At 69.5% G+C, this 26,880-nt stretch carries 26 protein-coding genes; 10 read left to right on the plus strand and 16 right to left on the minus strand.

Annotated elements, in window-relative coordinates:
• Window positions 1-5 precede the first annotated feature (5 nt).
• The 3 genes from VLK61_RS24965 to rsmB are packed head-to-tail and all read right to left on the minus strand — an operon-like array spanning window position 6 to window position 4,188.
• Window positions 6-2,300: a sensor histidine kinase gene (locus tag VLK61_RS24965; RefSeq protein ID WP_325425068.1), complete on the minus strand. Its 2,295-nt coding sequence runs from the start codon at window positions 2,298-2,300 to the stop codon at window positions 6-8.
• Window positions 2,297-2,863: a DUF4390 domain-containing protein gene (locus tag VLK61_RS24970; RefSeq protein ID WP_325425070.1), complete on the minus strand. Its 567-nt coding sequence runs from the start codon at window positions 2,861-2,863 to the stop codon at window positions 2,297-2,299. The genes VLK61_RS24965 and VLK61_RS24970 overlap by 4 nt, the downstream gene beginning before the upstream one ends.
• Window positions 2,864-2,877: 14 nt before the next feature.
• Window positions 2,878-4,188 carry a 16S rRNA (cytosine(967)-C(5))-methyltransferase RsmB gene (gene rsmB, locus VLK61_RS24975; protein WP_325425072.1) on the minus strand — a complete coding sequence of 437 codons (1,311 nt, stop codon included), beginning with the start codon at window positions 4,186-4,188 and terminating at the stop codon, window positions 2,878-2,880.
• Window positions 4,189-4,272: 84 nt separating this feature from the next.
• On the opposite strand from rsmB, the gene folE reads away from it, so the two are divergent.
• Both folE and VLK61_RS24985 read left to right on the plus strand, forming a co-directional pair.
• Window positions 4,273-5,007, plus strand: a complete 735-nt coding sequence (gene folE / locus VLK61_RS24980; RefSeq protein WP_325425074.1) for a GTP cyclohydrolase I — start codon at window positions 4,273-4,275, stop codon at window positions 5,005-5,007.
• Window positions 5,008-5,027: 20 nt separating this feature from the next.
• Complete coding sequence (locus VLK61_RS24985; RefSeq protein ID WP_325425183.1) at window positions 5,028-5,447, plus strand: BLUF domain-containing protein; 420 nt, start codon at window positions 5,028-5,030, stop codon at window positions 5,445-5,447.
• Window positions 5,448-5,452: 5 nt separating this feature from the next.
• Here the strand turns inward: VLK61_RS24985 and VLK61_RS24990 are convergent, their stop codons facing one another.
• From VLK61_RS24990 to VLK61_RS25000, 3 genes are read right to left on the minus strand one after another with little or no spacing between them, the layout of a single operon-like run.
• Entirely contained in the window at window positions 5,453-5,998 is a 546-nt protein-coding gene (locus tag VLK61_RS24990) for a LemA family protein (protein ID WP_325425076.1), read from the minus strand.
• The gene (gene queC / locus VLK61_RS24995) at window positions 5,995-6,699 is read right to left on the minus strand and encodes a 7-cyano-7-deazaguanine synthase QueC (protein ID WP_325425080.1); all 705 of its coding nucleotides are present in this window, start codon (window positions 6,697-6,699) and stop codon (window positions 5,995-5,997) included. Before queC ends, VLK61_RS24990 begins: the two co-directional genes overlap by 4 nt.
• Window positions 6,700-6,740: 41 nt before the next feature.
• Window positions 6,741-7,994 carry a glutamate-5-semialdehyde dehydrogenase gene (locus VLK61_RS25000; RefSeq protein ID WP_414636857.1) on the minus strand — a complete coding sequence of 418 codons (1,254 nt, stop codon included), beginning with the start codon at window positions 7,992-7,994 and terminating at the stop codon, window positions 6,741-6,743.
• A gap of 85 nt (window positions 7,995-8,079) precedes the next feature.
• Here VLK61_RS25000 and bamE point away from each other — a divergent pair, with 85 nt between their 5' ends.
• A complete protein-coding gene (bamE, locus tag VLK61_RS25005) occupies window positions 8,080-8,568 on the plus strand; it encodes an outer membrane protein assembly factor BamE domain-containing protein (protein ID WP_325425084.1) in 489 nt (162 codons plus the stop codon).
• A gap of 7 nt (window positions 8,569-8,575) precedes the next feature.
• On the opposite strand, the gene VLK61_RS25010 is transcribed toward bamE, so the two are convergent.
• The gene (locus tag VLK61_RS25010; RefSeq protein WP_325425086.1) at window positions 8,576-9,598 is read right to left on the minus strand and encodes an AEC family transporter; all 1,023 of its coding nucleotides are present in this window, start codon (window positions 9,596-9,598) and stop codon (window positions 8,576-8,578) included.
• 185 nt (window positions 9,599-9,783) lie between these two features.
• Between VLK61_RS25010 and VLK61_RS25015 the strand changes: the two genes are divergently transcribed.
• Window positions 9,784-10,449, plus strand: a complete 666-nt coding sequence (locus tag VLK61_RS25015; protein WP_325425088.1) for a type IV pili methyl-accepting chemotaxis transducer N-terminal domain-containing protein — start codon at window positions 9,784-9,786, stop codon at window positions 10,447-10,449.
• Window positions 10,450-10,456: 7 nt separating this feature from the next.
• Here VLK61_RS25015 and VLK61_RS25020 read toward each other — a convergent pair whose 3' ends face one another.
• A complete protein-coding gene (locus tag VLK61_RS25020) occupies window positions 10,457-10,798 on the minus strand; it encodes a DUF167 domain-containing protein (protein ID WP_325425090.1) in 342 nt (113 codons plus the stop codon).
• The gene (locus VLK61_RS25025) at window positions 10,795-13,407 is read right to left on the minus strand and encodes a DNA topoisomerase III (RefSeq protein WP_325425092.1); all 2,613 of its coding nucleotides are present in this window, start codon (window positions 13,405-13,407) and stop codon (window positions 10,795-10,797) included. The genes VLK61_RS25020 and VLK61_RS25025 overlap by 4 nt, the downstream gene beginning before the upstream one ends.
• 101 nt (window positions 13,408-13,508) lie before the next feature.
• Here VLK61_RS25025 and VLK61_RS25030 point away from each other — a divergent pair, with 101 nt between their 5' ends.
• Genes VLK61_RS25030 through VLK61_RS25040 form a run of 3 tightly spaced genes read left to right on the plus strand, consistent with a single transcriptional unit; the run spans window position 13,509 to window position 15,694 of the window.
• The gene (locus tag VLK61_RS25030; protein ID WP_325425094.1) at window positions 13,509-14,033 is read left to right on the plus strand and encodes an SET domain-containing protein; all 525 of its coding nucleotides are present in this window, start codon (window positions 13,509-13,511) and stop codon (window positions 14,031-14,033) included.
• A 15-nt stretch (window positions 14,034-14,048) separates the two neighbouring features.
• Window positions 14,049-14,978 carry a biotin--[acetyl-CoA-carboxylase] ligase gene (locus VLK61_RS25035; protein ID WP_325425096.1) on the plus strand — a complete coding sequence of 310 codons (930 nt, stop codon included), beginning with the start codon at window positions 14,049-14,051 and terminating at the stop codon, window positions 14,976-14,978.
• Window positions 14,972-15,694, plus strand: a complete 723-nt coding sequence (locus VLK61_RS25040; RefSeq protein WP_325425098.1) for a hypothetical protein — start codon at window positions 14,972-14,974, stop codon at window positions 15,692-15,694. Before VLK61_RS25035 ends, VLK61_RS25040 begins: the two co-directional genes overlap by 7 nt.
• 9 nt (window positions 15,695-15,703) lie before the next feature.
• On the opposite strand, the gene VLK61_RS25045 is transcribed toward VLK61_RS25040, so the two are convergent.
• The 4 genes from VLK61_RS25045 to tkt form a co-directional block, all read right to left on the minus strand.
• A complete protein-coding gene (locus VLK61_RS25045) occupies window positions 15,704-17,695 on the minus strand; it encodes a S8 family peptidase (RefSeq protein ID WP_325425100.1) in 1,992 nt (663 codons plus the stop codon).
• Between the two features lie 141 nt (window positions 17,696-17,836).
• The gene (locus VLK61_RS25050) at window positions 17,837-18,370 is read right to left on the minus strand and encodes a hypothetical protein (RefSeq protein WP_325425102.1); all 534 of its coding nucleotides are present in this window, start codon (window positions 18,368-18,370) and stop codon (window positions 17,837-17,839) included.
• Between the two features lie 5 nt (window positions 18,371-18,375).
• The gene (gene gap, locus VLK61_RS25055) at window positions 18,376-19,374 is read right to left on the minus strand and encodes a type I glyceraldehyde-3-phosphate dehydrogenase (RefSeq protein ID WP_325425104.1); all 999 of its coding nucleotides are present in this window, start codon (window positions 19,372-19,374) and stop codon (window positions 18,376-18,378) included.
• Between the two features lie 70 nt (window positions 19,375-19,444).
• Window positions 19,445-21,508 carry a transketolase gene (gene tkt, locus VLK61_RS25060; RefSeq protein ID WP_325425106.1) on the minus strand — a complete coding sequence of 688 codons (2,064 nt, stop codon included), beginning with the start codon at window positions 21,506-21,508 and terminating at the stop codon, window positions 19,445-19,447.
• Between the two features lie 95 nt (window positions 21,509-21,603).
• Between tkt and murU the strand changes: the two genes are divergently transcribed.
• Window positions 21,604-22,689, plus strand: a complete 1,086-nt coding sequence (gene murU / locus VLK61_RS25065; RefSeq protein ID WP_325425108.1) for an N-acetylmuramate alpha-1-phosphate uridylyltransferase MurU — start codon at window positions 21,604-21,606, stop codon at window positions 22,687-22,689.
• A gap of 7 nt (window positions 22,690-22,696) precedes the next feature.
• Here murU and VLK61_RS25070 read toward each other — a convergent pair whose 3' ends face one another.
• Window positions 22,697-23,602 (minus strand): N-acetylmuramic acid 6-phosphate etherase, encoded by a 906-nt coding sequence (locus VLK61_RS25070; protein WP_325425110.1) that lies wholly within the window; start codon window positions 23,600-23,602, stop codon window positions 22,697-22,699.
• A gap of 112 nt (window positions 23,603-23,714) precedes the next feature.
• Window positions 23,715-24,638, minus strand: coding sequence for a DMT family transporter (locus VLK61_RS25075; RefSeq protein WP_325425112.1), 924 nt, complete (start codon window positions 24,636-24,638; stop codon window positions 23,715-23,717).
• A gap of 102 nt (window positions 24,639-24,740) precedes the next feature.
• Here VLK61_RS25075 and VLK61_RS25080 point away from each other — a divergent pair, with 102 nt between their 5' ends.
• Both VLK61_RS25080 and VLK61_RS25085 read left to right on the plus strand, forming a co-directional pair.
• On the plus strand, window positions 24,741-25,640 hold the full coding sequence (locus tag VLK61_RS25080) for a helix-turn-helix transcriptional regulator (RefSeq protein WP_325425114.1): 900 nt from the start codon (window positions 24,741-24,743) through the stop codon (window positions 25,638-25,640).
• Between the two features lie 65 nt (window positions 25,641-25,705).
• Window positions 25,706-26,293 (plus strand): hypothetical protein, encoded by a 588-nt coding sequence (locus VLK61_RS25085; RefSeq protein WP_325425116.1) that lies wholly within the window; start codon window positions 25,706-25,708, stop codon window positions 26,291-26,293.
• A gap of 33 nt (window positions 26,294-26,326) precedes the next feature.
• On the opposite strand, the gene VLK61_RS25090 is transcribed toward VLK61_RS25085, so the two are convergent.
• Window positions 26,327-26,800 carry a MarR family winged helix-turn-helix transcriptional regulator gene (locus tag VLK61_RS25090; protein ID WP_325425118.1) on the minus strand — a complete coding sequence of 158 codons (474 nt, stop codon included), beginning with the start codon at window positions 26,798-26,800 and terminating at the stop codon, window positions 26,327-26,329.
• Window positions 26,801-26,880: the final 80 nt, after the last annotated feature.

Consider the following 26,880-nt stretch of genomic DNA (forward strand, 5'->3'; position numbering starts at 1 on the left):
CCGGCTCAGGCGCCGGCATCAGGTGACGGTTCAATGGCCATGCCGGGCGCCGGCATGGACGGGGGAAGGGGGGACGGTGCGGGGGCAAACCGAGAAAATGATAACGAAACTTGGGCGCCGGTGGCGGGGCCTTCCCCGTCGGCGCCGGCATGCAGGTTGACGATGCGGATGCGCGCACCATGCTCGTCGGCGATTTTCTTGACCACCGCCAGGCCCAGCCCGGTGCCTTTGCTCTTGGTCGTGACATAGGGTTCGAACGCGCGCTTGAGCACCTTGTCGCTGAAGCCGCCGCCATTGTCGGTGACCTTGAGCCGCACCGCGCGCAGCTCGCCGCCTTCATTGCGCGCCGCTTCGGTGACCACGGTGACATGGCCGTCGGCGCGCTCGGCCACCGCGTCCAGCGCGTTCTGCACCAGGTTGTGGATCACCTGGCGCAGCTGGCTGGCGTCGCCCAGGATTTCGGGCAGCGGTGTCTCCAGCCGGGCGTCGAGCCGGCCTTGTTCTTGCGCCGGGGCATAGAGCGCCAGCACCTCGCCGGCCAGTGCGTTCAGGTCCAGCGGCAGCAGTTGCGCCGCGGGCAGCCGGGCGTAGTCGCGGAACTCGTTGACCAGTTGCTTCATCGCCTGCACCTGCGCGACGATGGTGGCCACCGAGCGCACCAGCATGGCCTGGTCGCTGCCCTCCAGCTTGGCTTCCAGCTTGTGCTGCAGGCGCTCGGCCGACAGCTGGATCGGCGTCAGCGGGTTCTTGATCTCGTGCGCCAGACGCCGCGCCACCTCGGCCCAGGCCACCGAGCGCTGGCCGGAGACGACCTCGGTGATGTCGTCGAACACCAGCAGGCGCGCGCCATTGGGCAGCGGCGCACCGCGCAGCAGCAGGTTGACGGTTTCCTGCTGGCCCACCGGCAGCTCGAAGGCGTCCTGCCAGTGGTCGCGTTCGCCGGCTTCGGGGCTGGTGCGGTGCAGTTCGCTGCGCTGCCAGACGGCTTGCGCAAAGGCCGCCAGGCCCGGCACTTCATCGAGGCGCCGGCCGCGGTAGGCCGACAGCGGTTGGCGCAGGATGCGGGTCGCACCGGGGTTCACGGTGTCGACCAACTGCTTGCGGTCGAACACGATGACGCCGGCGGACAGGCTGTCCAGAATGGTCTGCAGTCGTGTGCGCGCGCCTTCGAGCTGCTTGACGCCGCGCTGCACCTGTTCGCGCGCTTCGGCCAGCTGCTCGGTCATCTGTGCGAAGGACCGGGTCAGGCCGCCGAGTTCGTCCCGTGAGGCGAACACCGGCTTGGCCGTCAGGTCGCCATCGGCCACCTGGCGCACGCCGTCGGCCAGCAGCAGCATCGGCCGTGCGATCTGGTTGCCCAGCATCACCGCCAGCAGCAGCGCGCCGAACACCGACAGCACCAGCGACAAGGTCAGCGTGCCGATGTACATGCGGCGCAGGCCGTCGCGGGCGATGGCGCGCTGCTGGTACTCGCGGTAGGCGGCCTGCACGGCCAGCGCATTGGCCACCAGTTGCTGCGGCAGAGGCTGCACCACCATCAGGTAGCGGTCTTCGCCGCCCGACAGGCTGATGTCGTTGCTGGGCACGACGGCCAACGAGCGCACGCGGGCCGAGGGCAGCGCACCCGGCTGCGTCTCGTCATCCAGGCCTTCGAGCTGGCTGGCGCTGCGGGTGGCGCGGGCCTGGCGCAGCAGCGCGGCCGGTGCACGCTCGGGCATGATCGCCGCCGTGCTGCCGCCGGCGCTGGCCAGCGGCTGGCCGCCGGCGCCAACCAGCGCCGCATCACGCGCGCCCAGTTGCTCACGCACACGCTCCAGCGCCAGCGGGCTGATGGCCGCACGGGTATCGGACAGCCGCTCGGCCGCACTGCGTGTCTTGGCCGACAGCTCGACGACCATCGCGTCCAGCGTGCCGCGGCCCAGCGCCAGGCCGGCGTCCAGCGCGCTGGCCACCTGCACGTCGAACCAGCTGTCGATGCTGCGCGAGACGAACTGGTAGCTCACGGTGTAGATCAACAGGCCCGGCAGCACGCCGACCATCGCGAAGATGCCGGCCAGCTTGGCCAGCAGCCGGCTGCCGAACTTGCGCTGGCGCAGCCGCACCAGCAGCCGCGCCGCGGCCAGGCCGATCAGCAGCAGCAGCAAGGCGCCGACGGCGACGTTGACCCAGAACAGCCAGACGAAGTGACGCTCCAGCCCACGCCCCGCGGTGCCCAGCGACAGCAGGTAGACGAGCAGCAGCGAAATGCCCAGCACCGCGATCAGCGATACCAGCAGGGCCCAGCGCGCCGACTTGCTCATTCCACTCGCAATGTGCGCTCGATGCCCAGCTTCCAGTCCTGCCCCAGGTCCAGTTGCATCGGCCGCGGCAGCTGGCTGTTGTCGAGCTGGAAGCTGAACTCGATGTAGTAGCGCTCGCCGGGCTCAAGCTTCTCGGCCTCGACCAGGCGCCAGCCCGAGACGCGCGACATCGGCGTCAGCGCCTCGGCCAGCGTCGGGAAACTCTGCGACAGGCCGCCCAGGCTGACGCGCCAAGTGGCCGTCAGCGGTTGGTAGGACAGGCGCCAGTTGCGCGTGATGCGGGCGACACGCTCGTCGCGCCAGTACCAGCGGCTGCGCAGCACCACGACCTGGGCGCTGAAGTACACCGGCACGCCGCGCTGCAGCGCGTCTTCGACGGCGCGCGACAGGGTCAGGCGGCTGCTGTACTCGAGCGTCAGCGCGCCGTCCTGGCGTGCCACTTCCAGCGTCGTGAACTCGACGCCCTGCGCACGCACACCGCCGCCCACGCCCAGCAGCATGGCCCACACCACCGCCTGGTAGGAGATGCGCAGCAGCAGCGAAAGCAAGGAGGTGCGGCGCATCAGGGGCGCTGAGCTCAGGGTTTGTGAATCAGTGCGTAGTAGAAGCCGTCACCGCTTGTTTCAGGCGCGAGGCCGGGTCGAACTGCATTGTCCGGCAGCCCCGGCAGATGACCGGGAGAGGCCGGGTCCAGCCGGGGCTTGTCAGCCGCCTGCCGTTGCAAAAAAGCGTCGATCTGTTGCTGGCCTTCGAGCTTGAAGATCGAGCAGGTGGCATACAGCAGCCGGCCGCCGGGCTTGAGCAGCGGCCACAGCGCGTCCAGCAACTCGGCCTGGATACGGGCCAGCGCCACCACGTCGTCCATGCGGCGCAGCCAGCGCACATCCGGATGCCGGCGCACGATGCCGGAGGCGGTGCACGGTGCGTCGAGCAAGATGGCATCAAAGGGGTCGCCATCCCACCAGCGCGGCACGTCGCGCGCATCGGCGGCCTGCAGGCGCGCCGTCAGCTGCAGGCGATTCAGCGTGTCCTGCACGCGGGCCAGGCGCAGCGGGTCGCTGTCCAGCGCCAGCACGTCCAGATCGGCCAGCTCCAGCAGGTGCGCCGTCTTGCCGCCCGGGGCGGCGCAGGCATCGAGCACGCGCGCACCCGGCGGCAGGCCGGCGGCCAGCAACAGTGGTGCGGCACGCTGCGCCGACAGGTCCTGCACCGAGACTTCGCCTCCGGCAAAGCCCGGCAGTTCGTGCACCGGCGACGGCTTGTGCAGTTGCACCGCGTGCTCGCCAACGGCGGTGGCCGCGCGGCCCAGCCCAGCCAGGTGCTGCACATAGCTCTGCGCCGTGCCGCGCCGCGCGTTGACCCGCAGCACCATCGGCGGGTGGCGGTTGGCGGCCAGCAGCAAGGCCTGCCACTGCTGCGGCCAGTCCTGCTTGATGCGCTCGATCCACCACAGCGGATGGTTGTAGGCGGCCACCGGCTGATGCCGCGCCGCTTCGACCAGCGCGTCCCGCTCGCGCACGAAGCGCCGCAGCACCGCATTGACGAAGTTCGCCGCGGCCGGCGTGCGCTGGCGCGCGGCGGTGACCGCCTGGTCGACCAGCGTGTGTTCGGCATAGGGCGGCTCACTGCCCGGCCACAGCAGCGCAATCGCCGTCACCAGCAGCGCATCGACGTTCTGCGGCGGCTCCTTCGGCGCCATCAGCGCCCGCGCGGCCATCGCGCCGCCCAGCCAGCGCAGCGCATGGAAGCTCAGCGCCTGCGTACCGCCGCGCAAATCGGGTGGGCAGCGTGCCAGCACATCGGTGAGTGAACGGCCGGCGCGCACCGCGGCCACCGCATCGGCGGTGGCATCAAGCAGGCGCGCCAGCGGCGGAGAAGCGGGAGTCATCGGATCAGTCTATCCCCTGGCCCTGCGCGCACCGGCGGGCCGGCGCACAATCAGCGCCCCTGCTTCCTCCGCCACCGAAACACCATGCCGGGACGAGACACCCTCCCCATCTTCCGCAACGAGGAAGAGCTCGCGGCGCTGCCCGCCTCGCAGCGCATCCGCTACCGCCTGGTCGGCGCCGATTGCCGCTACCACGCCAACGACAACATCTCCGAACACATCCGCGACGGCGAGCTGGAGGAGTTGAAGGCCGAGGTGCAGGCGCAGATGCAGGGCGTGCTGCAGTCGCTGGTGATCGACACCGAGAGCGACCACAACACCAACGAAACGGCCCGGCGCGTGGCCAAGATGTTCATCGAGGAAGTGTTCCGCGGCCGCTACGTGCCGCCGCCGGCGGTGACCGAGTTCCCGAACTTCTCGCGCCTGAACGAGCTGATGATCGTCGGCCCGATCACCGTGCGCAGCGCCTGCTCGCACCACCTGTGCCCGATCCTCGGGCGGGTGTGGATCGGCATCCTGCCGAATGAACATTCCAACCTGATCGGACTGTCGAAGTACGCCCGCGTCTGCGACTGGGTGATGACCCGGCCGCAGATCCAGGAAGAAGCGGTGGTGATGCTGGCCGACACGCTGCAGGAACGCGTGAAGCCCGATGGCCTGGCCATCGTGATGGAGGCCGACCACTTCTGCATGCACTGGCGCGGCGTGAAGGACGACGACACCGCGATGACCAACAGCGTGATGCGCGGCTCGTTCCTGAAGGACCCGAACCTGCGGCGGGAATTCCTGTCGCTGATGTCGAAGAAGAACTCGAGTTGATCTCCTGGAGTCCGACCATGATGCTGGTGCGACTGATGTATGCGAGCCGGGCCGTGCCCGCCATCGACAACGACGAACTGCACACCATCCTGCGGCAGAGCAAGCACAACAACCCGGCCAAGGGCATCACCGGGCTGCTGTGTTATTCCGGCGGCGTGTTCATCCAGGCGCTCGAAGGCGGGCGTTCGGCGGTGAGCCAGCTGTACAACCGCATCGCGGCCGACCCGCGGCACACCGATGTGGTGCTGCTGAGCTACGAGGAGATCGGCGAACGCCGCTTCGCCGGCTGGGCGATGGGCCAGGTGAACATGGCGCGGCTGAACCCGGCCTTGCTGCTGAAGTACTCGGCCACGGCGACGCTGGATCCGTATGTGATCTCGGGCAAGGTCTCGATGGCGATGTTCGACGAGCTGGTCGCTACCGCGTCCGTCATGTGCTAGGTTTTCTACAGCTGGCCGGCGCGGCCGAAGTGGAACACGCCTGACAGCAAACGCGTCGGGAACTGCAGTACCGCGGCGTTGTAGGCCGCCGAGGCCTCGTTGAAGACCTGGCGCGCGAACTGCCAGCGCGGTGCCAGGTCCCGCAGGGCCTGCAGCGGCTCGGCCAACGCGGCGTCTTCACGCCAATCGGGCTGCTGCTCGATCAACGAGGCCAGGCGGGCCAGCGCCGGCACCAGCGCGGCATCGGCACGGGCCAGCGCCGCGACGCTCTCGGCATGCGCCGGCCGCGGTCGCACCGCATCGGCCGCCTGCCCCAGCTGGGCCTGCGCGGCGATCACCGCTTCCAACGCAGCGCGCTCGGCCGCGAGCCGCGGCTCGGCCGCCACCAGCAAGCCGGCCATGGCCTGGCGCCGCGCCTGCAGTACCACCTCCAGCTGCGCCCAGGCAGCAATGATCGGGCTGCGCAAGGCCACCACGCGGTTGTAGGCGCCCAGCATCCAGAAGAACAGCAGCGCCAGCACGGCCAGCGACAGCAACAGGCCGGAACTCATCGCGATCGCTGCCAGGCTTCGAAGCCCGCGGCGCGCAGCCGGCAGGCCGGGCATTCGCCGCAGCCATGACCCCAGGCGTGGCGCTGGCCGCGCTCGCCGAGGTAGCAGGTGTGGGTGTGTTCAATCACCAGCGCGGTCAGCGCGCTGCCGCCCAGCGACTCGCTCAGCGCCCAGGTCTGCGCCTTGTCCAGCCACATCAGTGGGGTCTCGATGGTCATCGGCCCGGCCAGGCCCAGCGACAGCGCCAGCTGCATCGCCTTGATCGTGTTGTCGCGGCAATCAGGATAACCGGAGTAATCGGTCTCGCACATGCCACCCACCAGCACCGAGGCCCCCCGCCGGTAGGCCAGCGCCGCGGCGAAAGCCAGGAACAGCAGGTTGCGGCCCGGCACGAAGGTGTTCGGCAGGCCGTTGGCCTGCATCTCGATGGCCCGCTGGTCGGTCAGCGCGGTGTCGGAGATCTGGCCCAGCAGGCCCAGGTCCAGCACATGATCGTCGCCCAGGCGCGCGGCCCACTGCGGAAAGGCAGCGGCCAGTTCGCGACGCACGACCTGCCGGCAATCCAGCTCGACGCGGTGCCGTTGACCGTAATCGAAGCCGATGGTTTCGACCCGCGGGTAGCGCTGCAGGGCCCAGGCCAGGCAGGCCGTCGAGTCCTGCCCGCCGGAAAAGAGCACCAGCGCGCTGCTGTTCAGGCTCATCGAAGCACCTCGGGTCTGCGCATCGGGTGTCGCATCACGCGTCAGCCGCGCAACTCGCCCTGGCCGAGGACCACCCACTTCATGGACGTCAGGCCCTCCAGACCCACCGGGCCGCGGGCGTGGAACTTGTCGGTGCTGATGCCAATTTCCGCGCCCAGGCCGTACTCGAAACCGTCGGCAAAGCGTGTGCTGGCATTGACCATCACGCTGGCCGAATCCACCTCGCGCAGGAAGCGCATGGCGGCGAGGTGGTTGGTGGTCAGGATCGCGTCGGTATGGTGCGAGCCGTGGCGGTTGATGTGGGCAATCGCCTCGTCGAGGCTGGCCACCTGCTTGATGCTGATGATCGGCGCCAGGTACTCCTCGGCCCAGTCGGCCTCGGTGGCATCGACCAGCCGCGCGCCGGGCACGGCGGCAAGCACGGCCTTGCTCTGCGGGCAGCAGCGCATCTCGACACCTTTGGCCGCGAAGATCGCCCCGATGCGCGGCAGAAAGACCGCTGCCTGCGCCGCATGCACCAGCAGCGATTCGGCGGCATTGCAGGGGCTGTACTTCTGCGTCTTGGCGTTGTCGGTGACGGCCAGGGCCTGCTCGATGTCGACCTCGGCATCGATGTAGACATGGCAATTGCCATCCAGGTGCTTGATCACCGGCACGCGGGCTTCGGCGCTGATGCGCTCGATCAGCCCTTTGCCGCCGCGCGGGATGATCACATCCACGTACTCCGGCATCGTGATCAGTCGGCCGACGGCCGCGCGGTCGGTGGTCTCCACCAGTTGCACGCCTGCGGCCGGCAGCCCGGCCTCGACCAGCGCCGCCTGCACCAATCGCCACAGCGCCAGGTTGCTGTGCAAGGCCTCCGAGCCGCCACGCAGGATGCAGGCATTGCCGCTCTTGATGGCCAATGAGGCAGCCTCGATCGTCACGTTCGGCCGGCTCTCGTAGATCATGCCGAACACGCCCAGCGGCACGCGCATCTGGCCGACGTTGATGCCCGAGGGCTGGCGCTTGACGCCCGAGATCTCGCCGATCGGATCGGGCATCGCGGCAAGCTGCTCGCAGCCTTCGGCCACGGTGGCCAGGATCTTGGGCGTGAGCTTGAGCCGGTCGACCATCGGCTCGGCCAAGCCGGCCGCCCGGGCCGCGTCCAGGTCTCGGACGTTCGCCGCCTGCAAGGCCTCGGTCTGCTCGCGCAGTTGGCGGGCCAGCGCACGCAGCGCCTGGTTCTTCGCGGCGGTGGAGGCAGCGGCCATCGCGGTGGCGGCCACGCGGGCCGCACCACCCACATGGGCCATGTACGCGGGAATGTCGGCTGGGTTCATGGGCCTGATTTTCCCAGATCACAATGCGCGGACCTCAAGCGTGCCGCCGGAGCCCCTGATGAAGCGATTGTTGACCCTGCTGCTGTGCTGCCTGACGTTGACCGCCTGCGACCAGCAGCGCATCGACAAGCTGCAGCCCGGTGTCTCGGTGGAGGCCGATGTGCGGCAACAGTTCGGCGAGCCGGTGATGATCGTCGAGAAGGCCGACGGCTCGAAGGTCTTCGAGTACCCGCGCCAGCCCGAAGGCTCGACCAACTACTTCATCACGCTGGGCGCCGACGGCAAGCTGCAATCGATCCGCCAGGCGCTGACGCCCGCTGCCTTCGCGAAGGTCGAGCCGGGCATGGCCCAGGCCGATGTGCGCCGCCTGCTGGGCCGGCCGGCCAGCATGCAGCGCTTTGCGATGAAACCCGATCAAGAGGTGTGGGACTGGCGCTTCCTCGACGGCCAGCAGAAGAAGGTGTTCAGCGTGACCTTCGACCGCGAGCACCGCGTGCTGTCCAGCGCCACCGCCGACGACCCGCGCGAGACCACCGGCACCAGATGAGCCGGCGTCAGGCGATGCGCGCCAGCACCGCCAGCCACAGCGGCGCGGTCAAGACGAAACCGAAGGTCGACAGCACGATCGTCGTCGTCGCCTCGACTTCCTGCGAGCGGTAGCGCTGCGCGAAGATCAGCGCATTGCTGCCGGTGGGCAGCGCGGCCATCAGCACGATCACCTGCAGCGGCAGGCCGGCAAGGCCGAAGCCCCAGTGGGCCACCACCAGCACCAGCGCCGGCAGCACCAGCAGCTTCAGCACGCTGACCAGCACCGCGCCGCCGACGGCGCCGGCCACGTTGGAGTAGGCCAGCGCCAGGCCGATCAGCACCAGGCACAGCGGCGCCACCGCCGTGCCCAGCAGCTGCAGCGTCTCGTCCACCGCGCCGGGCAGCGGCCAGCCGGTGGCATGCCACAACAGGCCGGCAAGCACCGGCAGCACCACCGGATGGATGATGGTGTTGCGCACGGTGGCGGCCAGCGTGCGCATCAGGCCGGCCGTGGCCTCGTGCTTGGCGCGGGCCCGCGCAATGTCGATCTCGGCCAGCACGGTCAGCACTGTCATCAGCGTCAGCGCATGCACGCTGACCACCGCGATGTGGATGCCCAGACCCTTTTCGCCGAACAGCGCGGCCGCCACCGGGATGCCCACCTGCACGGTGTTGCCGAACGTCGCGGCAATCGCCCGTGCTGACGGCGCCGCGGCGGCGCGCTCGCTGGCCGCCAGGTCGGGCGCCGCATCGGTGGCCACCCGCCCGGCCCCACGCCAGCGCGCCCAGCTGTACACCCCCAGCAGCAGCAGCAGCACCGGCACGAAGAAGGCCACCACGGTGGACCAAGGCATGGTCGCCAGGTCCAGCCGCGCGGTGGTGCGGAACAGCAGGGCCGGCACGAAGATGTAGAAGGCCGCATTGCCCAGCGTGCGCGCCGGATCGCTGCTGCCCCCGGCCGCGCCCAGCCAGCGCATGCGCCCCGCCGCCCAGCCCAGCGCCACGGTGACGAAGATCGCCAGCAGTTTGTGCAAGACCAGCGCCGTCACGGTAAAACAGTCCTATCAGTCATTTGAAGCGGCCAGACCCAACCACGCAGCCGTCGCGGATCCGGCTCTGCCGGTCCGCAGGCGGCCGCCCCCTCGGGGGGAGGCGCCGCAGGCGCTTCGGGGGGGTCCCAACCAGGCACAGAGTTTGCACGATGCATGCTCATGCACACAGACAGGGAGCAGCCATGATTCCGACTGCCGTATCACGCCTCGCATCAGTGCAGACCGCCCTGCCTCAGGGCGAGATGGTGGCGCCCGAGACCTGGTCGTCACTGATCAACCTGGCCGGACGCCAGCGCATGCTGTCGCAGCGCATCGCGCTGATGGCGTTGCTGGCCGACCGCGGCGACCGCGTGGCCCGCAGCGCCGCGCGCGACGCCTTGCAGCAGTTCAGCACCGCCCATGAAAGGCTGACGCAGGGCGGCGACGGCCTGCCGCCACCGCCGGCCTCGGCGCTGCGCGAAGCCTTCTTCGGCCACGACGGTGCCGACGCCGCGGTGCGCCGCTTCATCTCGCTGGCCCGGCAGATCGTCGATGGCAACGGCGGGCAGGACCGCGAGGCACTGACCACGCTGGTGGAGCTGGCCACGCCCTTGCTGACGCTGCTGAACCACCTGACCCAGTCCTATGAAACCCATGCCCGCGCATCGGCGCAGCGCGCACAACAACGCCAGGCCAGCCTGATCAGCAGCATCGAACGCGTGGCCGGCGAGGCGCGCATCGTGGCGATGAACGCGCGCATTGCGGCCGCACGCGCCGGCGATGGCGGGCGCGAATTCGGCGTGGTCGCCGCGCGGCTGGTGGAAGTGAGTTCGCAGATCGAGTCCTTGAGCCACGCGGCAATGAAGTAAGGCGAACTCAGGCCGCGGTGTCGGGGCAGCAGCGTGCCAGCCAGGCCGCAAGCTGCGCCGGCGGCAGCGCCAACAGCAGCTGCTTGCGGCGCGAGGTCTGACCGCGCAACAAGGTCACCGCCCGCTTCGGGCAACCCAGTTCATCGGCCAGCCAGTCGATCAGGCATTGATTGGCTTTGCCATCCACCGGCGGCGCGGCCAGGCGCACGCGCAAGGCGCCGTCGTGCAGGCCGTCGGCGGCGGTGCGCTTGGCGTTCGGCGACACGCTGACATCGAGCACACAGCCTTCGCCCTGTGCGCGCAGGCAGGGCCATGACGACGATCCGCCCGCCCGCCTCGTCGCATTCACTCCTCGGTGGCCGCCGCGGTCTTCTTCGCCGCGACCTTCTTCGCAGCGGCGGTCTTCTTCGCCGCCGGTGTCTTGGCGCCGCGCGGCTCGAACTCGAAGATCACCTTGCCTTCCTTCTCGTCCCAGACCAGGAAGGCCTTGAACTTGCGCTTGGTGCGGTTGGAGACGAAGCCGTCGAGCAGATCGGTCTTGCCGGTGGCCAGCAGCTTGTGCACCTGCTCGTGCGAGACCGGCTGCGTCAGGATGATCTTGCCGGACTTGAAGTCGCAGGTGACATGCGCGCCGACGCTGTGCTCGCAGACATAGTTGCTGCCGTGTTCGAAGACGCGGCCCTTGCATTTGGGGCAGCTGCCGAGCGCGGTCTGGGCCGAGAAGTCGACCGGCTCGCCATCGCCTTCGCCGTTCTTCGCGTCGTCGCCGAAATCGAACTCCAGCTTCCAGTTCTTGATCTCGTCATCGAAGACCAGGCGCAGCTCGGCGGTGAACGGCCAGCCGGCCTTGGAGCGGAAGCCCTCCAGCGGGCCGACCTTCTTGTCGCGCAGGAAGGCTTCGACTTCATGCAGCTCGAAGCTGCGCGCGCCGGGGATCTTGGTGATCGAGAAGCCGCAACCCTCGCTGGCCCCATCGGCCCCGCTGCAGGTAAAGCGGCGGTAGTTTTCCTTCACCACGCCGCCGCAGTTCGGGCACGGCGTCGCCAGCGTGGCGTAATCGCCGGGAATCGTGTCGCGGTCGTACTCCTTGGCCTTGCGCACGATGCGCTCGGCCATCTTGGCGATCTCCTTCATGAAGCTGTCGCGCGACAGGCGGCCATGCTCCATCTCGGCGAGCTGGTATTCCCAGTTGCCGGTGAGTTCGGGCTTGGTCAGGTCTTCGATGGCCAGGCCGCGCAGCAAGGTCATCAGCTGGAAGGCCTTGGCCGTGGGCACCAGGTCGCGGCCTTCGCGCAGCATGTACTTCTCGAGGATCAGGCCTTCGATGATGGCCGCGCGCGTCGCCGGCGTGCCCAGGCCCTTCTCGTGCATCGCGGCGCGCAGTTCGTCGTCGTCGATCAGCTTGCCGGCGCCTTCCATGGCGCTGAGCAGCGTGCCTTCGTTGTAGCGTGCCGGCGGCCGCGTCTTTAGCGCGTTAACACTGATGTGCTCGTTGGCCACCGTCTCGTTGGGCTGCACCGGCACCAGGTTGGCATCCTCGTCCTGCGCTTCCTTGCCATACACCGCCAGCCAGCCAGGGTTCACCAGCACCTTGCCGTTGGTCTGGAAATGGTGCTCGGCGACCTGGGTGATGCGCGTGGTGACCATGAACTCAGCCGGCGGGTAGAACACCGCCAGGAAGCGCTTGACCACCATGTCGTAGAGCTTGGCCTCGGCCTCGGTCAGGCTCTTCGGCGGCTGCAGCGTCGGGATGATCGCGAAGTGGTCCGACACCTTGCTGTTGTCGAACACCCGCTTGATCGGCTTGACGTAGCCTTCCTTCAGGCCCTTCTTCGCATGCTGGGCCAGTTCGCGCAGCGGGCCCGGCAGGTCTTCCTTGGCGATCATCTCGAAGGTCTGCTTGACCGTCGGCACATAGTCTTCCGGCAGTGCGCGCGAGTCGGTCCGCGGGTAGGTCAGCACCTTGTGCTTTTCATACAGCGCCTGCGCGATGCTCAGCGTGGTCTTGGCCGAAAAGCCGAAGCGGCCGTTGGCCTCGCGCTGCAAGGTGGTCAGGTCGTAGAGCAGCGGGCTGGACTGGTTGCTGGGCTTGGCCTCTTCGGTGACGATGCCGCTCTTGCCCAGTACGGCATCGGCGATGGCATTGGCTGCCTTCTCGTCCCACAGGCGGTCGGCACGGCGGTCGGGGTCTTCGTCGTTCTTCTTGAACTTGGGGTCGAACCACTTGGCCTCGTACTCGCCGGCGGCAGCCGCGAAACCAGCCTTGATCTCCCAGTAGTCACGTGCCACGTGCTTGCGGATCTTCTCCTCGCGCTCGACGACGATCGACAGCGTGGGGGTCTGCACGCGGCCGACGGTGGTGAGAAAGAAGCCACCATCGCGTGAATTGAAGGCCGTCATCGCCCGCGTGCCGTTGATGCCGACCAGCCAGTCGGCCTCGGAGCGGCTGCGTGCGGCGTCCGCCAGGCCCAGCATCTGCTGGTCGCTGCGCAGCTGCGCAAAGCCGTCGCGGATGGCCTGCGGTGTCATGCTCTGCAGCCACAGGCGCTTGACCGGCTTGTTCAGCGGCGCCTTCGCGCCATCCGCGTACTGCACGATCAGCCGGAAGATGAGCTCACCTTCGCGGCCCGCGTCGCAGGCGTTGATCAGCTGCGTCACATCCTTGCGCTTGACCAGCTTGACGACGGCGTTCAGCCGCGTCTTGGCCTTGTCGATCGGCGCCAGGTCGAAGTGCGGCGGCACCACCGGCAGGTGGGCAAAGCTCCACTTGCCGCGCTTGACGTCGTATTCCTCCGGCGCCTTGATCTCCACCAGGTGGCCGACAGCGGAGCTGACGACGTAGGTGTCGTTCTCGAAGTGTTCGGCATGTTTCTCGAACTTGCCTGCCACGGGGGTCAGCGCGCGCACGATGTCCTGTGCGACGCTGGGCTTCTCGGCAATGATGAGTGTCTTGCTCATGGATTCAGATCAGTTCCCTGGATAGGCCGTGCCTACAATCCGCTTCTTCGCGCGCGCCTGCACAGGTGTACACGCGCGCGCCCATGAATTCACTTTACCGAATGAAACCCAGCACGCAAGCCTCCCCCGAGAAGACCCCCGGCGCCGCCGACGCCTTGGCGCCCAAGGGCCGGCGCATCCAGGTGCGCAAGAGCGGCGTGCACGGCAAGGGCGTGTTCGCGCTGCGGCCGATCAAGAAGGGCGACACCATCATCGAGTACACCGGCGAGCTCATCACCTGGGCCGAAGCGCTGCGCCGCCACCCGCACGACCCCAGCGATCCCAATCACACTTTTTACTTCCACATCGATGAAGAACGTGTGATCGACGCCAAACACGGCGGCAACGCGGCGCGCTGGATCAACCACGCCTGCGCCCCCAACTGCGAAGCCGACGACGACGGTGAGCGCGTCTTCATCAAGGCCTTGCGCAGCCTGAAGCCCGGCGAAGAGTTGTTCTACGACTACGGCCTGGTGATCGACGAACGCTACACCCCGGCGCTGAAGCGGCAATTCGCGTGCCGCTGCGGCGCCAAGACCTGCCGCGGCACGATGCTCGCGCCCAAGCGGCAGAAACTCAGCGCCTGAAGCCTGGAGATCACCATGGCCGACCAGCAACTGCATCACCTGCACTGGGGCGCCGAGGCCTTGTGGCACCAATTGCAGCCGCTGTTGCCGGGCCTGGCGGTGGAAGTGGTGGCGCGCTCGCCGTCGACCAATACGCAGCTGCTCGACCGCGCCCGGCACGCCGGCACCGGCCATGCGTCGAGCGACGAGGCCCAGGGCCGGCGCACCGGCGACAAGCAGCCTTGCCTGCTGGTGGCAGAACAGCAGACGCATGGCCGCGGCCGCCAGGGCAAGGCCTGGTTCGCGAGCCACGGCGCATCGCTGACCTTTTCGCTGTCGCTGCCGCTGGCACCGGCCGATTGGTCGGGCCTGTCGCTGGCCGTGGGCGTGGCGCTGGCCGATGCACTGGATCCGCTGCAGCCCGAGCAGGCGCCGCGCATCGGCCTGAAATGGCCAAACGACCTGCTGCTGCTGGAGGCCGGCGGCCTGGGCCGCAAGCTGGGCGGCATCCTGATCGAGACGGTGTCGATCGGCACGCAGCGCATGGCCGTCATCGGCATCGGACTGAACGTGCTGCCGCAGCCCATGGCCGAGCTGGCTTGGGGTTATGCCTGCCTGCAGGAGTTGCAGGCCGACATCAGCGCGCCGCAGGCGCTGGCCCTGCTGGCCGCGCCGCTGGTGCGCACGATCCTCGCGTTCGAGCGCGAAGGCTTCGCGCCGCTGCAGGCGGCCTATGCCCGGCGTGATGCGCTGCACGGCCGCGCGGTGAGCACCACGCTGGCCGAGCTGCCCGAAGGCGTGGCCGACGGCCTCGACGACAAGGGCGCGCTGTGGCTGCGCGTGGGCGCCGAGCGCCATCGCGTGAGCAGCGGCGAAGTGAGCATCCGCGTGGCCGCTGCCGGCGCCGGCAGCACAGGGGTCGACGGCGGCACCACCGGGACGGCGGGCGAGGCCCCCGCATGCTGAGGGCCGCGGCCCTTGTGCTGCTGCTGGTCAACCTGCTGGTGCTGGGCTGGACACAAGGGCTGTTCGACAAGCTGCGCGGCACACGTGCCGATGCCGACCGCGAGCCCGAACGCCTGCAGCGCCAGGTGAATGCCGACCAGGTGCGGGTGCTGCCCGCGCCGGCGGCCAGTGCCGCGCTGGCCGCCGCCCAGGCCGCTGCGGCCAGCGAAGCCGAAGCTGCGGTCCGTGCGGCGGCCGCACCTCCCGGCACCTGCCTCGAAGCCGGCCCGGTGCCCGCCACGGCGCTGGCCGCCGCCGAAAAGCTGCTGCGCGACAACGCCGGCCTGAGCCCCGGCAGCTGGACGCCGGTGAGCAGCGAGCGCAAGGGCGTGTTCCTGATCTACATGGGCAAGTACGCCGACGAAGAAACACTGGGGCGCAAGATCGAGGAGGTCAAGCGCCTGCGGCTCGACCCCAAGCCGATGAGCAACTCACCCGAGCTGGAGCCAGGCCTGGTGCTCGGCCGCTTCGACGACAAGACCGCCGCCGAAGCCGAACTGGGCCGCTTGTCGCAGCGCGGCCTGCGCACCGCGCGGGTCATCACACTGGTGCCCGCAGTGCCCTTGGTGACGCTGCGCGTGCCGAATGCCAGCGATGCGCAGCGCGACAAGCTCAGCGGCCTGAAGCTGCCGAACAACGGCCCGGCCTTCGCCGCCTGCACTTTGCCGAAGTCCTGACCCGGAAATTCAGTCCGCCCGAGCGCTGCGCCGCAGCGCGAACACCGCCAGCGCCAGCGCCAGCAGCCATTCCGCGCCCATCGCGCCACCCCCGCCGCCGCCGGACGATGTCGTTGCGCCAACGGTCACCGTGGGCACCGCGCCCACCGTGAGCGTGCTGCTGCCGGTGCTGCTGACGCCGGCCGAGTCGGTCACCGTCAGGCTCACCGTCACGCTGCCGGCCGCGCTGGTGGCCAGGGTGGCGGTGACGGCGTCCGTGGCGCCGCTGAACGAGGCCAGCGTCGACCCCGCCGTGATGGCCCACTGGTAGGCCGCGATCGTGCGCCCGCCCTGCGCGACTGAGGTGCTGCCGTCGAGCGTGACCGAGGTGCCTGCGGCCGGTGCGCTGGTCGAGGCGCTGATCGTCACCGTCGGCGCCGGCACCGCGCCGGCCTGCACGCGCACCACGGCGGCGGCCGCGTCCAGCATGCCGGCGCCGCAGGTGCTGGTGGTGCAATAACACTCGATCTGCTCGACACCGTTGGGCGCATGGCAAGCCACCACGCCGGAGGCCGCGCCGCTGCTCGGGAAGGGTCGCGCGCTGGCGCGCAGCGCGGCTTTCACCTGCGCTGGCGTCAGCGTCGGGTCGATCGACAGCATCAGCCCGACGGTGCCGGCGACCAGCGGCGTCGCGAAACTGGTGCCCACCGAGATGGTGTAGCTGTCGCTGTAGATGTTGGCGCCGGGCGAGGTGCTGCCGCTGTTGGTGGTGGTCAGCAGCGGGTACAGGCAGGCGCCGGTGTCGTTGACGCAGTTGCCGGCCGGTGCGGCGATGCTCATTTCCGGACCGACGTTCGAGTAGCCGACCTTCGATCCCAGGTGGCGCACACCGGCCACCGCGATGGCGCCGGCACAGTTGGCCGGCACGCCGATGGCCAGGCCGGTGTCGTTGCCGCTGGCCACCACGACCGAGACACCGGCGGCGCTGAGTTCGTTGAAGACCTCGGCATAGCTCTGTTCGCACGCGCCCGACGATCCCAGGCTCATGTTCAGCACCCGGGCCGGATGCGGGTTGGCCTGGGTTTCGCTCAGGCCCGCGGCCCAGCGCATGCCGGCGATGATGTCGCTGTCGTAGCCGCCGCAGCGGCCGAGCACGCGCACCGGCAGCAGCATCACGTTGCGGCCGACGCCGGCGATGCCGATGCCGTTGTTGGTGGCCGCGCCGATCAGCCCGGCCACCTGCGTGCCGTGCCAGCTGCTGCTGTAGGCGGCTTCGCCGGCGGAACACTCGTTGGCGGTGGTCCAGTCGCCGGGGTCGCTGGCATCGCTGTCGCGGCCGCCGCCATCGTTGGCGGTCGTGCGGTCGGCGATGAAGTCGTAGCCCGGGTGCAGCTTGCCCGCCAGGTCCGGATGGTCCAGCCGCACACCGGTGTCCAGCACCGCGATGGTGACGGCAGCCGAGCCGACGCTCACATCCCAGGCGCCCACCGCATTGATCGCCGAGGCCAGCGTGGCATCCGGCGCGCGCAGGTACCACTGGCCGGCGGTGGGCGTGATGCCGGTCTGGCGGTCGCCAAGGTAGGGGTCGTTCGGCAGCGCGTAGAGCTGGCGGCGCTGGTCGACCACCGCCCATTCGACATCCGGCAGTGCAGCCAGGCGCGTGGCCAGCTGCGATGACGACAACCCCGTGCCGCGCAGCGCCTGCGTGCGGCGGCCGAGCACACGGCCGTCGGTGAGCGGCAGCGCAAGCCGTTGCGCCAGCCGGGCGGCGTGCTGCGGCAAGGCGGTGGCCGTGGCGGTCGTGGCCGTGGTGCTCGTTGTGCCGCTGGCCGACAACGCGCGCATCAAGCTGCTGTCGGCCTTGTACTTGACGATCACCCGCGCCGTCGACGCGTCTTCGGCCTGCACCGCCGGGCGGCGCAGCTGCTGCGGGCCACGTTCGGCTGCCGTGACGGCGCCGGCCACCGGCAGCAGCCCGGCGGCCAGCAACAGGCGCGTGAAGATCCAGGCTCGGGTGTTCATCGGCAGCTCGCAGCAGGGTGACGGGACGGCGCGCGCGGCCGGAGCCGGCACGCCGCAACCATGCTAGCGGCGCCGTGTAAGCCGACGGTTTACAAGCGCAACGGGGTGGACATGTTCCGCCGCGCCGGCAACACCGGGCCTTTAGCGGTAGCCGCCCTCGCTGGCGCTGTGGATGATCCAGACGAGATTGCCGCCCGAATAGTCGCCCAGCGAACCGCCGGCGAAGATCAGCCGGCCCTGGCCCTTGAACACCATTTCGTAGCGGTGGCGGTCGCTGCCGTAATAGAACGGAATCCAGGCCTTGCCGGTGATGTAGGCGCCCTGGTCGGTGGGCCGGGTGCCGACCAGGTCGACCGCCTGGCGCATCGACATGCCGATCTGCAGCTTGGTGAACTTGCTGCCGGGCGCGGGCCGGCCGGTGATCTCGCCTTCCCAGCCGCCCAGGCCCTTGACGGTGGTACCGCTGCCGGCCTCGACCTTGGACGACTCGATCACCTCGCCGCGCTCGTTCATGCCGGCCTTGCTCTTGGGTGCTGCAGGCGCAGGCGCGGGGGCCGGTGCCGGCGCGGCCGCCGTTTCACTCTTGCTGCCGGGCATCGTGACGCAGCCCGAGGCCAGCACGGCGGCAAACAGCGCGGTCAACGCTGGCGACAACACGGAATGTTCGGCGGTCATCGTGTTCACCTCGCGATCACTTGCACCATCTCGAGCACCTTGTTCGAGTAGCCCCATTCATTGTCGTACCAAGCCACGACCTTGACGAAGGTCTTGTCCAGCGCAATGCCGGCTTCGGCATCGAACACCGAGGTCATCGATTCACCGCGGAAGTCGGTGGAGACCACCTTGTCCTCGGTGTAGCCGAGCACGCCCTTCATCGGACCGGCGGCGGCGGCCTTCATCGCGTTGCAGATGTCCTCGTAGCTGGCTTCCTTCAGCAGTTCGACCGTCAGGTCGATCACCGAGACATCGGAGGTCGGCACGCGGAAGGACATGCCGGTGAGCTTCTTGTTCAGCTCGGGAATCACCACGCCCACCGCCTTGGCCGCGCCAGTGGAACTGGGGATGATGTTCTCCAGGATGCCGCGGCCGCCGCGCCAGTCCTTGTTGCTCGGGCCGTCGACGGTCTTCTGCGTCGCGGTGGTGGCGTGCACCGTGGTCATCAGCCCGCGCTTGATGCCGAAGGCGTCGTTGAGCACCTTGGCCACCGGGGCCAGGCAGTTGGTCGTGCACGAGGCGTTGGAGACGATGGCCTGGCCGGCGTAGCTCTTGTCGTTGACGCCGTAGACGAACATCGGCGTGTCGTCCTTCGACGGTGCGCTCATGATGACCTTCTTCGCGCCGGCATCGATGTGCTTCTGCGCGGTGTCCTTGGTCAGGAACAGGCCGGTGGATTCGACGACGATGTCGGCACCGATCTCGCCCCACTTCAGCTCGGCCGGGTCCTTCACCGCCGTCAGGCGGATCTTCTTGCCGTTGACGATCAGTGTGTTGCCATCGACCGCCACTTCGCCCTTGAAGCGCCCGTGCACCGAGTCGTACGTCAGCATGTAGGCCAGGTAGTCGGGTTCCAGCAGGTCGTTGATGCCGACCACCTCGATGTTCGAGAAGTTCTGCACTGCCGCGCGGAACACCATGCGTCCGATGCGGCCGAAGCCATTGATGCCGATCTTGATGCTCATGGTGGGTTATCTCCGGGTTTGAAACGAGTGGGGGGTCGATTTCAGCAGCGCGCAGTGTGACGCGCCGCAGCTACTTCGTCAGTACTTTCTTCACCGTCGCGGCCACGTTCTCGGCGGTGAAGTTGAAATGCTTGAACAGCGCCGGCGCCGGCGCGCTTTCGCCATAGGTGTCGATGCCGACCACCGCGGCGCAGCCGTACTTCCACCAGCCGTCGGTGACGCCGGCCTCCACCGCCACGCGCGGCAGGCCCTCGGGCAGCACGCTCTTCTTGTAGGCCACGGCCTGGCGGTCGAACACCGTCGTCGAGGGCATGGACACCACGCGCACCGGGATGCCGGCCTGGGCCAGCTGGGCCTGGGCATGCAAGGCCAGCTGCACTTCAGAGCCGGTGGCGATGATCACCGCGCGGGCCTTCTTCTTCAGCCCGACTTCGGCCGGCTCGGCCAGCACGTAGGCGCCCTTGGCGATGTCCTCCAAACCGGCCTTCGGCGCATACGGCAGGTTCTGGCGCGACAGCAGCAGCGCGCTCGGGCGGTTGCGCGTCTCGATCGCCTTGGCCCAGGCCACCGCCGTTTCGGCGGTGTCGGCCGGGCGCCAGACATCCAGGTTCGGAATCAGGCGCAGCGCCGCGGCATGCTCCACGCTCTGGTGGGTGGGGCCGTCTTCGCCGAGGCCGATGGAGTCGTGCGTGAAGACATGGATCACGCGCGCCTTCATCAGCGCGGCCATGCGGATGGCGTTGCGGCTGTAGTCGCTGAAGGTCAGGAAGGTGCCGCCGTAGGGGATGAAGCCACCGTGCAGCGCGATGCCGTTCATGATCGCCGCCATGCCGAATTCACGCACGCCGTAGTTGATGTGGCGGCCGGCCTTGCCGTCTTCGCCGAGCTTGGCGGCGCCATCGTCAGCAAAGCGCAGCGGCGCGGTGCTGCTGGTGTTGGTGAGGTTCGAGCCGGTCAGGTCGGCCGAGCCGCCCAGCAACTCGGGCAAGGCCTTGGTGAAGGCTTCCAGCGCGATCTGGCTGGCCTTGCGGCTGGCCACGGTCTGCGCCTGGGTGTGCGCGGCGATCGCCGCGTCCACGGCGGTCTGCGCAAAGTTGGCCGGCAGGTCGCCGGCCATGCGGCGCGCGAATTCGGCGGCCAGTTCGGGGAACGCGGCCTTGTAGGTCGCGAAGGTGGCCAGCCAGGTCACTTCGGCCGCTTCGCCGGCGGCCTTGGCGTCCCAGGCGCCGTAGGCCGCTTCGGGAATCACGAAGGGCTCGTGGCTCCAGCCCAGCGCCTCCCGCGTCAGCTTGATCTCGTCGCCGCCCAGCGCCTCGCCATGCGCCTTGGCGGTGCCGGCGCGGTTCGGCGAACCCTTGCCGATGGTGGTCTTGCAGATGATCAGCGTCGGCTTGACGGCCGAGCTGCGGGCCTTCTGGATCGCCGTGTCCACCGCCTTCACGTCGTGGCCGTCGACCGGCCCGATGACGTTCCAGCCATAGGCCTCAAAGCGCTGGCCGGCGTTGTCGATGTACCAGGGCTGCACCTGGCCGTCGATCGAGATGCCGTTGTCGTCGTACAGCGCGATCAACTTGTTCAGCTTCCAGGCGCCGGCCAGCGCGCAGGCTTCGTGGCTGATGCCTTCCATCAGGCAGCCGTCGCCGATGAAGGCGTAGGTGTGGTGGTCGACCACGGCATGGCCGGGGCGGTTGAACCCGGTGGCCAGCAGCTTCTCGGCCAGCGCCATGCCCACTGCGTTGCTGATGCCCTGGCCCAGCGGGCCAGTGGTGGTTTCGATGCCCGGCGTGATGCCCACTTCCGGATGCCCCGGGGTCTTGCTGTGCAGCTGGCGGAAATTGCGCAACTCGCTCATCGGCAGGTCGTAGCCGGTCAGGTGCAGCAGCGCGTAGATCAGCATCGAGCCGTGGCCGTTGGACAGCACGAAGCGGTCGCGGTTGGGCCACAGCGGGTTGGCCGGGTTGTGCTTCAGGTGGTGGCCCCACAGCGCGACGGCGATCTCGGCCATGCCCATCGGCGCGCCGGGGTGGCCCGAATTGGCCTGTTGCACGGCGTCCATGGCCAGCGCGCGGATCGCGTTGGCCATCAGCGAAGCATCGGCAATGCTGGAGGTGTCGGGAGTCAGTGTGGAGGCCATGCGCGCAGCAGCCGTCAGGCTGGTGGAGGGTGAAAAAGGAGGGGAGGGAGGAACCGCGGGAAACGGCGATTTTAGCGGCTCGATAATCCGCATCCATGCAGGGACTGCACCTCACCGCCGACTTGAGCGGCTGCCCCCCCACTGCCGCGGTGATGACCGATGCGGCGGCATTGCGCGCGCTGTGCTTGGCCGCGGTGGCCGAAGCCGGCCTCACCGCGGTGGGCGAACTGTTCCACCGCTTCACTGGCGGGCCGGGCATCACCGGCGTGGTGTTGCTCGCCGAATCGCACCTGGCGGTGCACACCTGGCCGGAGCTGGCCGCGGTGACGCTGGATGTCTACGTCTGCAACTTCGGCGCCGACAACTCGGCGAAAGCCGATGCGCTGCTGCTGCGGCTGGAGGCGGCGTTTGGTGCGAGCAGCGTGGCGCGCCACCGCCTGCAGCGCGGGCGTGCCGCTGCATCGGCCCCGCGTGCCCCGGTTGCGGGCAACCTGAAAGCGCTGATCTTCGCCGCCGGTCGTGGCGAGCGCATGCGGCCGCTGACCGACCACATCCCGAAGCCGCTGCTGCCGGTGCATGGCAAGCCGATGATCGAATGGCACCTGGAAGCGCTGGCGCGCGACGGCGTGCAGGAGGTGGTGATCAACACCGCCTGGCTCGAGGAGCAATTTCCCGATGCGCTGGGCGACGGCAGCCGCTGGGGCCTGCGCATCCACTATTCCATGGAAGGCCGCGACCACGGCGGCGCGCTGGAGACCGCCGGCGGCATCGCCAAGGCCCTGCCCTGGCTGGGCGACTGCTTCTGGATCGTCTCGGGCGACGTCGTGACGCCGCAGTTCCGCTTCGATGTCACGATCGCACAGCGCTTCGCCACCGGCGATGACGACGCGCACCTGTGGCTGCTGCCCAATCCCGGTTTCAATGCCGCCGGCGACTTTGCGCTGCAAGGCGACCGCGTGCTGCGCGAGGCAGACCCGAGGCCGCTCACTTACGCCAATATCGCGCTGGTGCGCCGGCGGCTGGTGGACGGCATCACGCCGGGCCAGCATGCCCGGCTCAATGCGCTGCTGTTCGCCAGCGCCGCGGCCGGCCGGCTGGGCGGCGAGCTGCTCAGCCAGCCCTGGCACAACCTGGGCACGCCGGAGCAGCTGGCGGACCTGAACCGGACCGGCGGGGCCTGAGGCCGCACTACGCGTCGCGCACGCCGGCTGCCGCCAGCGCCGCGCGCACCGAGCCTTCATGCGCTTGCAACAGCAGCAACGCGCGCTCGGCATCGCAGCGCGCGCGCAGCATCACGATGGCTGGCTTGACCTGGTCGGCGCAAGCCGCCAGCGCCTGCAGCGACGCCGCCTCGCCGGCGCCCGAGGCGCGCATCGTCAGCATCAGCGCACGCTGGCGCAGCTTGCTGTTGCTGGCCTTCAGGTCGACCATCAGGTTGCGGTAGACCTTGTGCAGCCGCACCATCAGCGCGCTGGACAAGGCGTTCAGCGCCATCTTCTGCGCGGTGCCGGCTTTGAGCCGCGTGCTGCCCGAGATCACTTCCGGGCCGGTGTCCAGCAACACCGGGTGCTGCACGGCGGCCAGCAAGGGTGCGCCGGGGTTGTTGCACAGCCCCAGCGTCAGCGCGCCGGCGGCTCGGGCGGCCTGCGCCGCACCCAGCACATAGGGCGTGCTGCCGGAGGCGGCGATCAGCACCACCACGTCGCGGCCATTCACTTCGGCGACCTGCACGTCGCTGGCGCCCTGCTCGGCCGAGTCTTCGGCGCCTTCGACCGACACGAACATCGCGCGCGGCCCGCCGGCCAGCAGGCCGATCGCGCGGTAGGCCGGCCACGAGAAGGTCGGCGGCAGTTCCACGCCATCCAGCATGCCCAGGCGGCCCGAGCTGCCGGCGCCGACGTAGACCAGGCGCCCGCCTTCGCGCAGCCGCGGCAGCGCGTCGTCCACCGCGCGGGCCAGCGCGCCGGCGGCAGCCTGCACCGCGACCAGCGCCTGCTGCTGGTCGTCGACGAGTGCGCGCACCAGGTCCAGGCTGCCATAGCCGTCGAGCCCGGCGTGCTGAGGATGGACCGATTCGGTGCGCAGCGTCGTCACGGCCTCCAGGGTAGCCCAGGAGCGGCGGCGGCAGAAGGGCCGCGCCCGTCACCCGGGGGACAACGCGGCTACACGGCAGTGCGCGGGCAAGCGCCAGACCTGCAGTGCTCGATCAGCGCGGCCGCTGCGCCCGTCGGAGCCACGGCAGCGGCAGGGCCAGCGCACCGGCCCGCCAGAACACCGCCACGTTGCCGGCCAGCACCAGCAGCAGGCCCAACCCGGCCGGCGCAGTCCAGTGGTAGCCCTCGACCCAGGCCGAGACGTTCAGCGCCACCACGGGGAACAGCACGGTGCAGTAGGCCGCGCGGTCGGCGCCGAGCCGGCCGACCAGCGTCAGGTAGGCGGTGAAGCCGATCACCGAGCCGGGAATCGCCAGGTACAGCCAGGCCGCCACATAGGTGGGCGACAGGTCGAAGGCCGGCGCCTGCCCGCTGGCCAGCGCCCAGGCCGAGACCAGCAGCGTGCCGGCCAGCATGGCCCAGGCATTGGTCTGCAAGGGCGCCAGGCCACGGCGCTGCAAGGCACCGGACAGCAGGTTGCCGAGCGAAAAACAGTAGGTGCCGGCCATCGCCAGCGCCAGGCCGCGCAGCGTCTGCGGCTGGCCCAGGTCCTTCAGCACTTCGGTGCCGAACAGCAGCAGCAGCCCGGCCAGGCCCAGTGCGGCGCCAAGCAGCACGCGGCGCTGCAGCGGCTGGCCGTGGAAGACCCGGGCATTCAGCGCGTTCCACACCGGCGCGGTCGAGAAGCACACCGCCACCAGCCCGCTGGCGATCCAGCGGCTGGCCTCCAGGAAGCACAGGAAGTTCAGGCAGAACAGGCACGCGCCCTGGGCCAGCAGCAAGGGCCAGGCGGCGCGTGGCGGCCAGCGGCTCTTGCGCGTCCAGGCCAGCCAGCCCAGCATGACCAGAGCCGCCAGCGCAAATCGCCAGGCAATGGACCAGGCGATGGGCACGATGCCCAGTTGCAGCTTCAGCGCGATCCAGGTGGTGCCCCAGATCAGGACGGTCAGCGCGTACAGCGCGGCGGAGGAAGTCATGGCCGCAGTCTGGCGGTCGCGCCGCGTCGGCGCTGGCAGGAACTTGCGGTTTTGTGCGGCCTGCACGGGCACAAACGGCCGCCACTGCGTAAGCTTGCGGCCATGCCTCACCAACTTCAGCCGGACCGGCTCGACGTGTTTCGCGCGCTTGTGCAGTCGCGCGCCACGCCCTTGCGCGCCGCGGCCCTGGGGTCGGATGGCGCCTGGCTGGTGCACTGGCGCAATGCCGACACCGACACCGCCTACGAGCAGCCCACGCACCACACGCTGTCGCTGTACCTCGAAGGCGGCGAGGCCGTGCGCTGCCTGGACCAGCCCGCCGCGCGTGGCGCGCCCGGCAGCCTGTGCTGCCTGCCGGCCGGCCATGTCTCGCGCTGGGCGGTGCGCGGTTCGCTGCAGCTGCTGCACCTGTACCTGCCGCGGCTGCCGCTGGCGCTGGCGGCCGAGCAGTGGTTCGACCGCGATCCGCGCCTGGCGCACCTGGATGACCGCATCTACTTCGACGACCCGCTGCTCGCCGAGCTGGGCCGCCGCATCGTTTCGCTGGACTGGCGCGAGACCGATGCCACGCTGCGGCTGCAGGAGCTGGGCCTGCAGATGCAGGCACGGCTGCTGCTGGCCCATGGCGGCGCGCAGCGTGCAACGCCGGTGCTGCGCGGCGGGCTGTCGCCGCAGGCGCGGCGGCGGGTGCTCGATTGCATCGAGGCCGCGCAGTCCGATGGCACGCCGGTCGACCTACCGGCCCTGGCCGACGCGGCCTGCCTGTCGCCCTACCACTTTGCACGTATGTTCAAGACCAGCTTCGGCATGAGCCCGCACGGCTGGGTGATGCAGCGCCGCCTGGCCCATGCCCGCCGGCTGCTGGCCGATGCGCGGCTCAGCCTGCCCCAGGTGGCCGCTGATGCGGGCTATGCCCACCTGAGCCACCTGAACAGCGCCTTGCGCCGCGCCGGGCTGGGCAGCGCCACGCGCTACCGGCAGGCCGCTCGAGCGGCGGGCTGAGACACGGTTGCGTCGCGTCGCCGCGAGGCGCTTGCCGCCTCGAGCGGCCAGAGGCCGACAAGGACTTGCGCTATCGTCGCGGCCTGCAATCGAGGACGGTGATGGTGCTGATGCGCGGCGTGGTGCGGGGCGTGGTGCGGGGCGTGGTCGCGGGTGTGGCGGCTGGGATGGTGGCGTTGGCGGCGGCGGCACCGGCGCGCACTGCCGACGACAAGCGCTTCACCGTGCAAGGCCTGTCGCCGGCGCTGGCCGGGCAGACGCTGGAGCAGGCGCAAAAGTCGCTGGGGCAGCCGCTGCTGGCCGACAAGCCGCCCGCCACGCCCGAGGCCTGCCATTACCGCAGCGCGGCCAGCCAGCCCGGCGTGCGCTTTGCCGTTTTGCAGGGCCGCATCATCCGCAGCGAAACACGCGATGCGCGCTACACCACCGCCAGCGGCCTGCGGGTGGGCGATACGCTGGCGCGCGCGCAGCAGCTGTACGGCGCGCGGCTGGTGCTGGGCGCGCACCCTTATTTCGACCAGGGCAAGTCGCTGGTGGTCTATGCCGGCGACAAGAAGCACGCGCTGGTGATGGAGACCAACGACCAGGGCCGCATCATCACGCTGCGCGGCGGGCGGGTGCCCGAGGTCCTGTCGCTGGAAGGCTGCCCCTGACCGGGTCCACCGCTCACCCTGCGCCGATCGGGTTCAGCCGGCGTCCAGCAGCGCCCGCAGCCGCTCGTTGACGCGCTGCATCGCGCGTTCGACCAGCAGCATCTCCTCGGCGCTCACCGCTTCGGCCATCGCGCTGACGATGGCGGACTGCACCGCCAGCGAGCGCTCGGCCATCGTGCGGCCGGTGGCGGTGAGCCGCAGGCGGCGGGCGCGGCCATCGGCCGGATCGCGTTCGCGCAGCAGCCAGCCGCGTTCCTCCAGCGCCACCACCAGCGCGCTGATGTGGCTCTTGGCGGTGAAGCAGCGCGCAGCCAGTGCCTGCTGACTGAGGCCGGGGTCGCGCAGCACATGCGACAGCACCTCGTGCTCGGGCAGCTTGATGCCCAGCGGCGCGAGCTGCTGCGTCATCGCCGCATCGCACAGGTGATAGGCGGTGACGACGGTGAGCCAGCTGCGCACCGGCTTCGGAACGGGGGGCGCCGCATCAGCGCGTCGGGAGGTGGCCATGGTCGGGCATTGTCGGCACAAAAGAAGTTCGGAAACGAACTGGACAATTGGTTCGTTATAGAACTACTATCGGCCATCGA

The organism is Aquabacterium sp. (genome assembly GCF_035476535.1).
Lineage (GTDB): Bacteria > Pseudomonadota > Gammaproteobacteria > Burkholderiales > Burkholderiaceae_C > Pseudaquabacterium.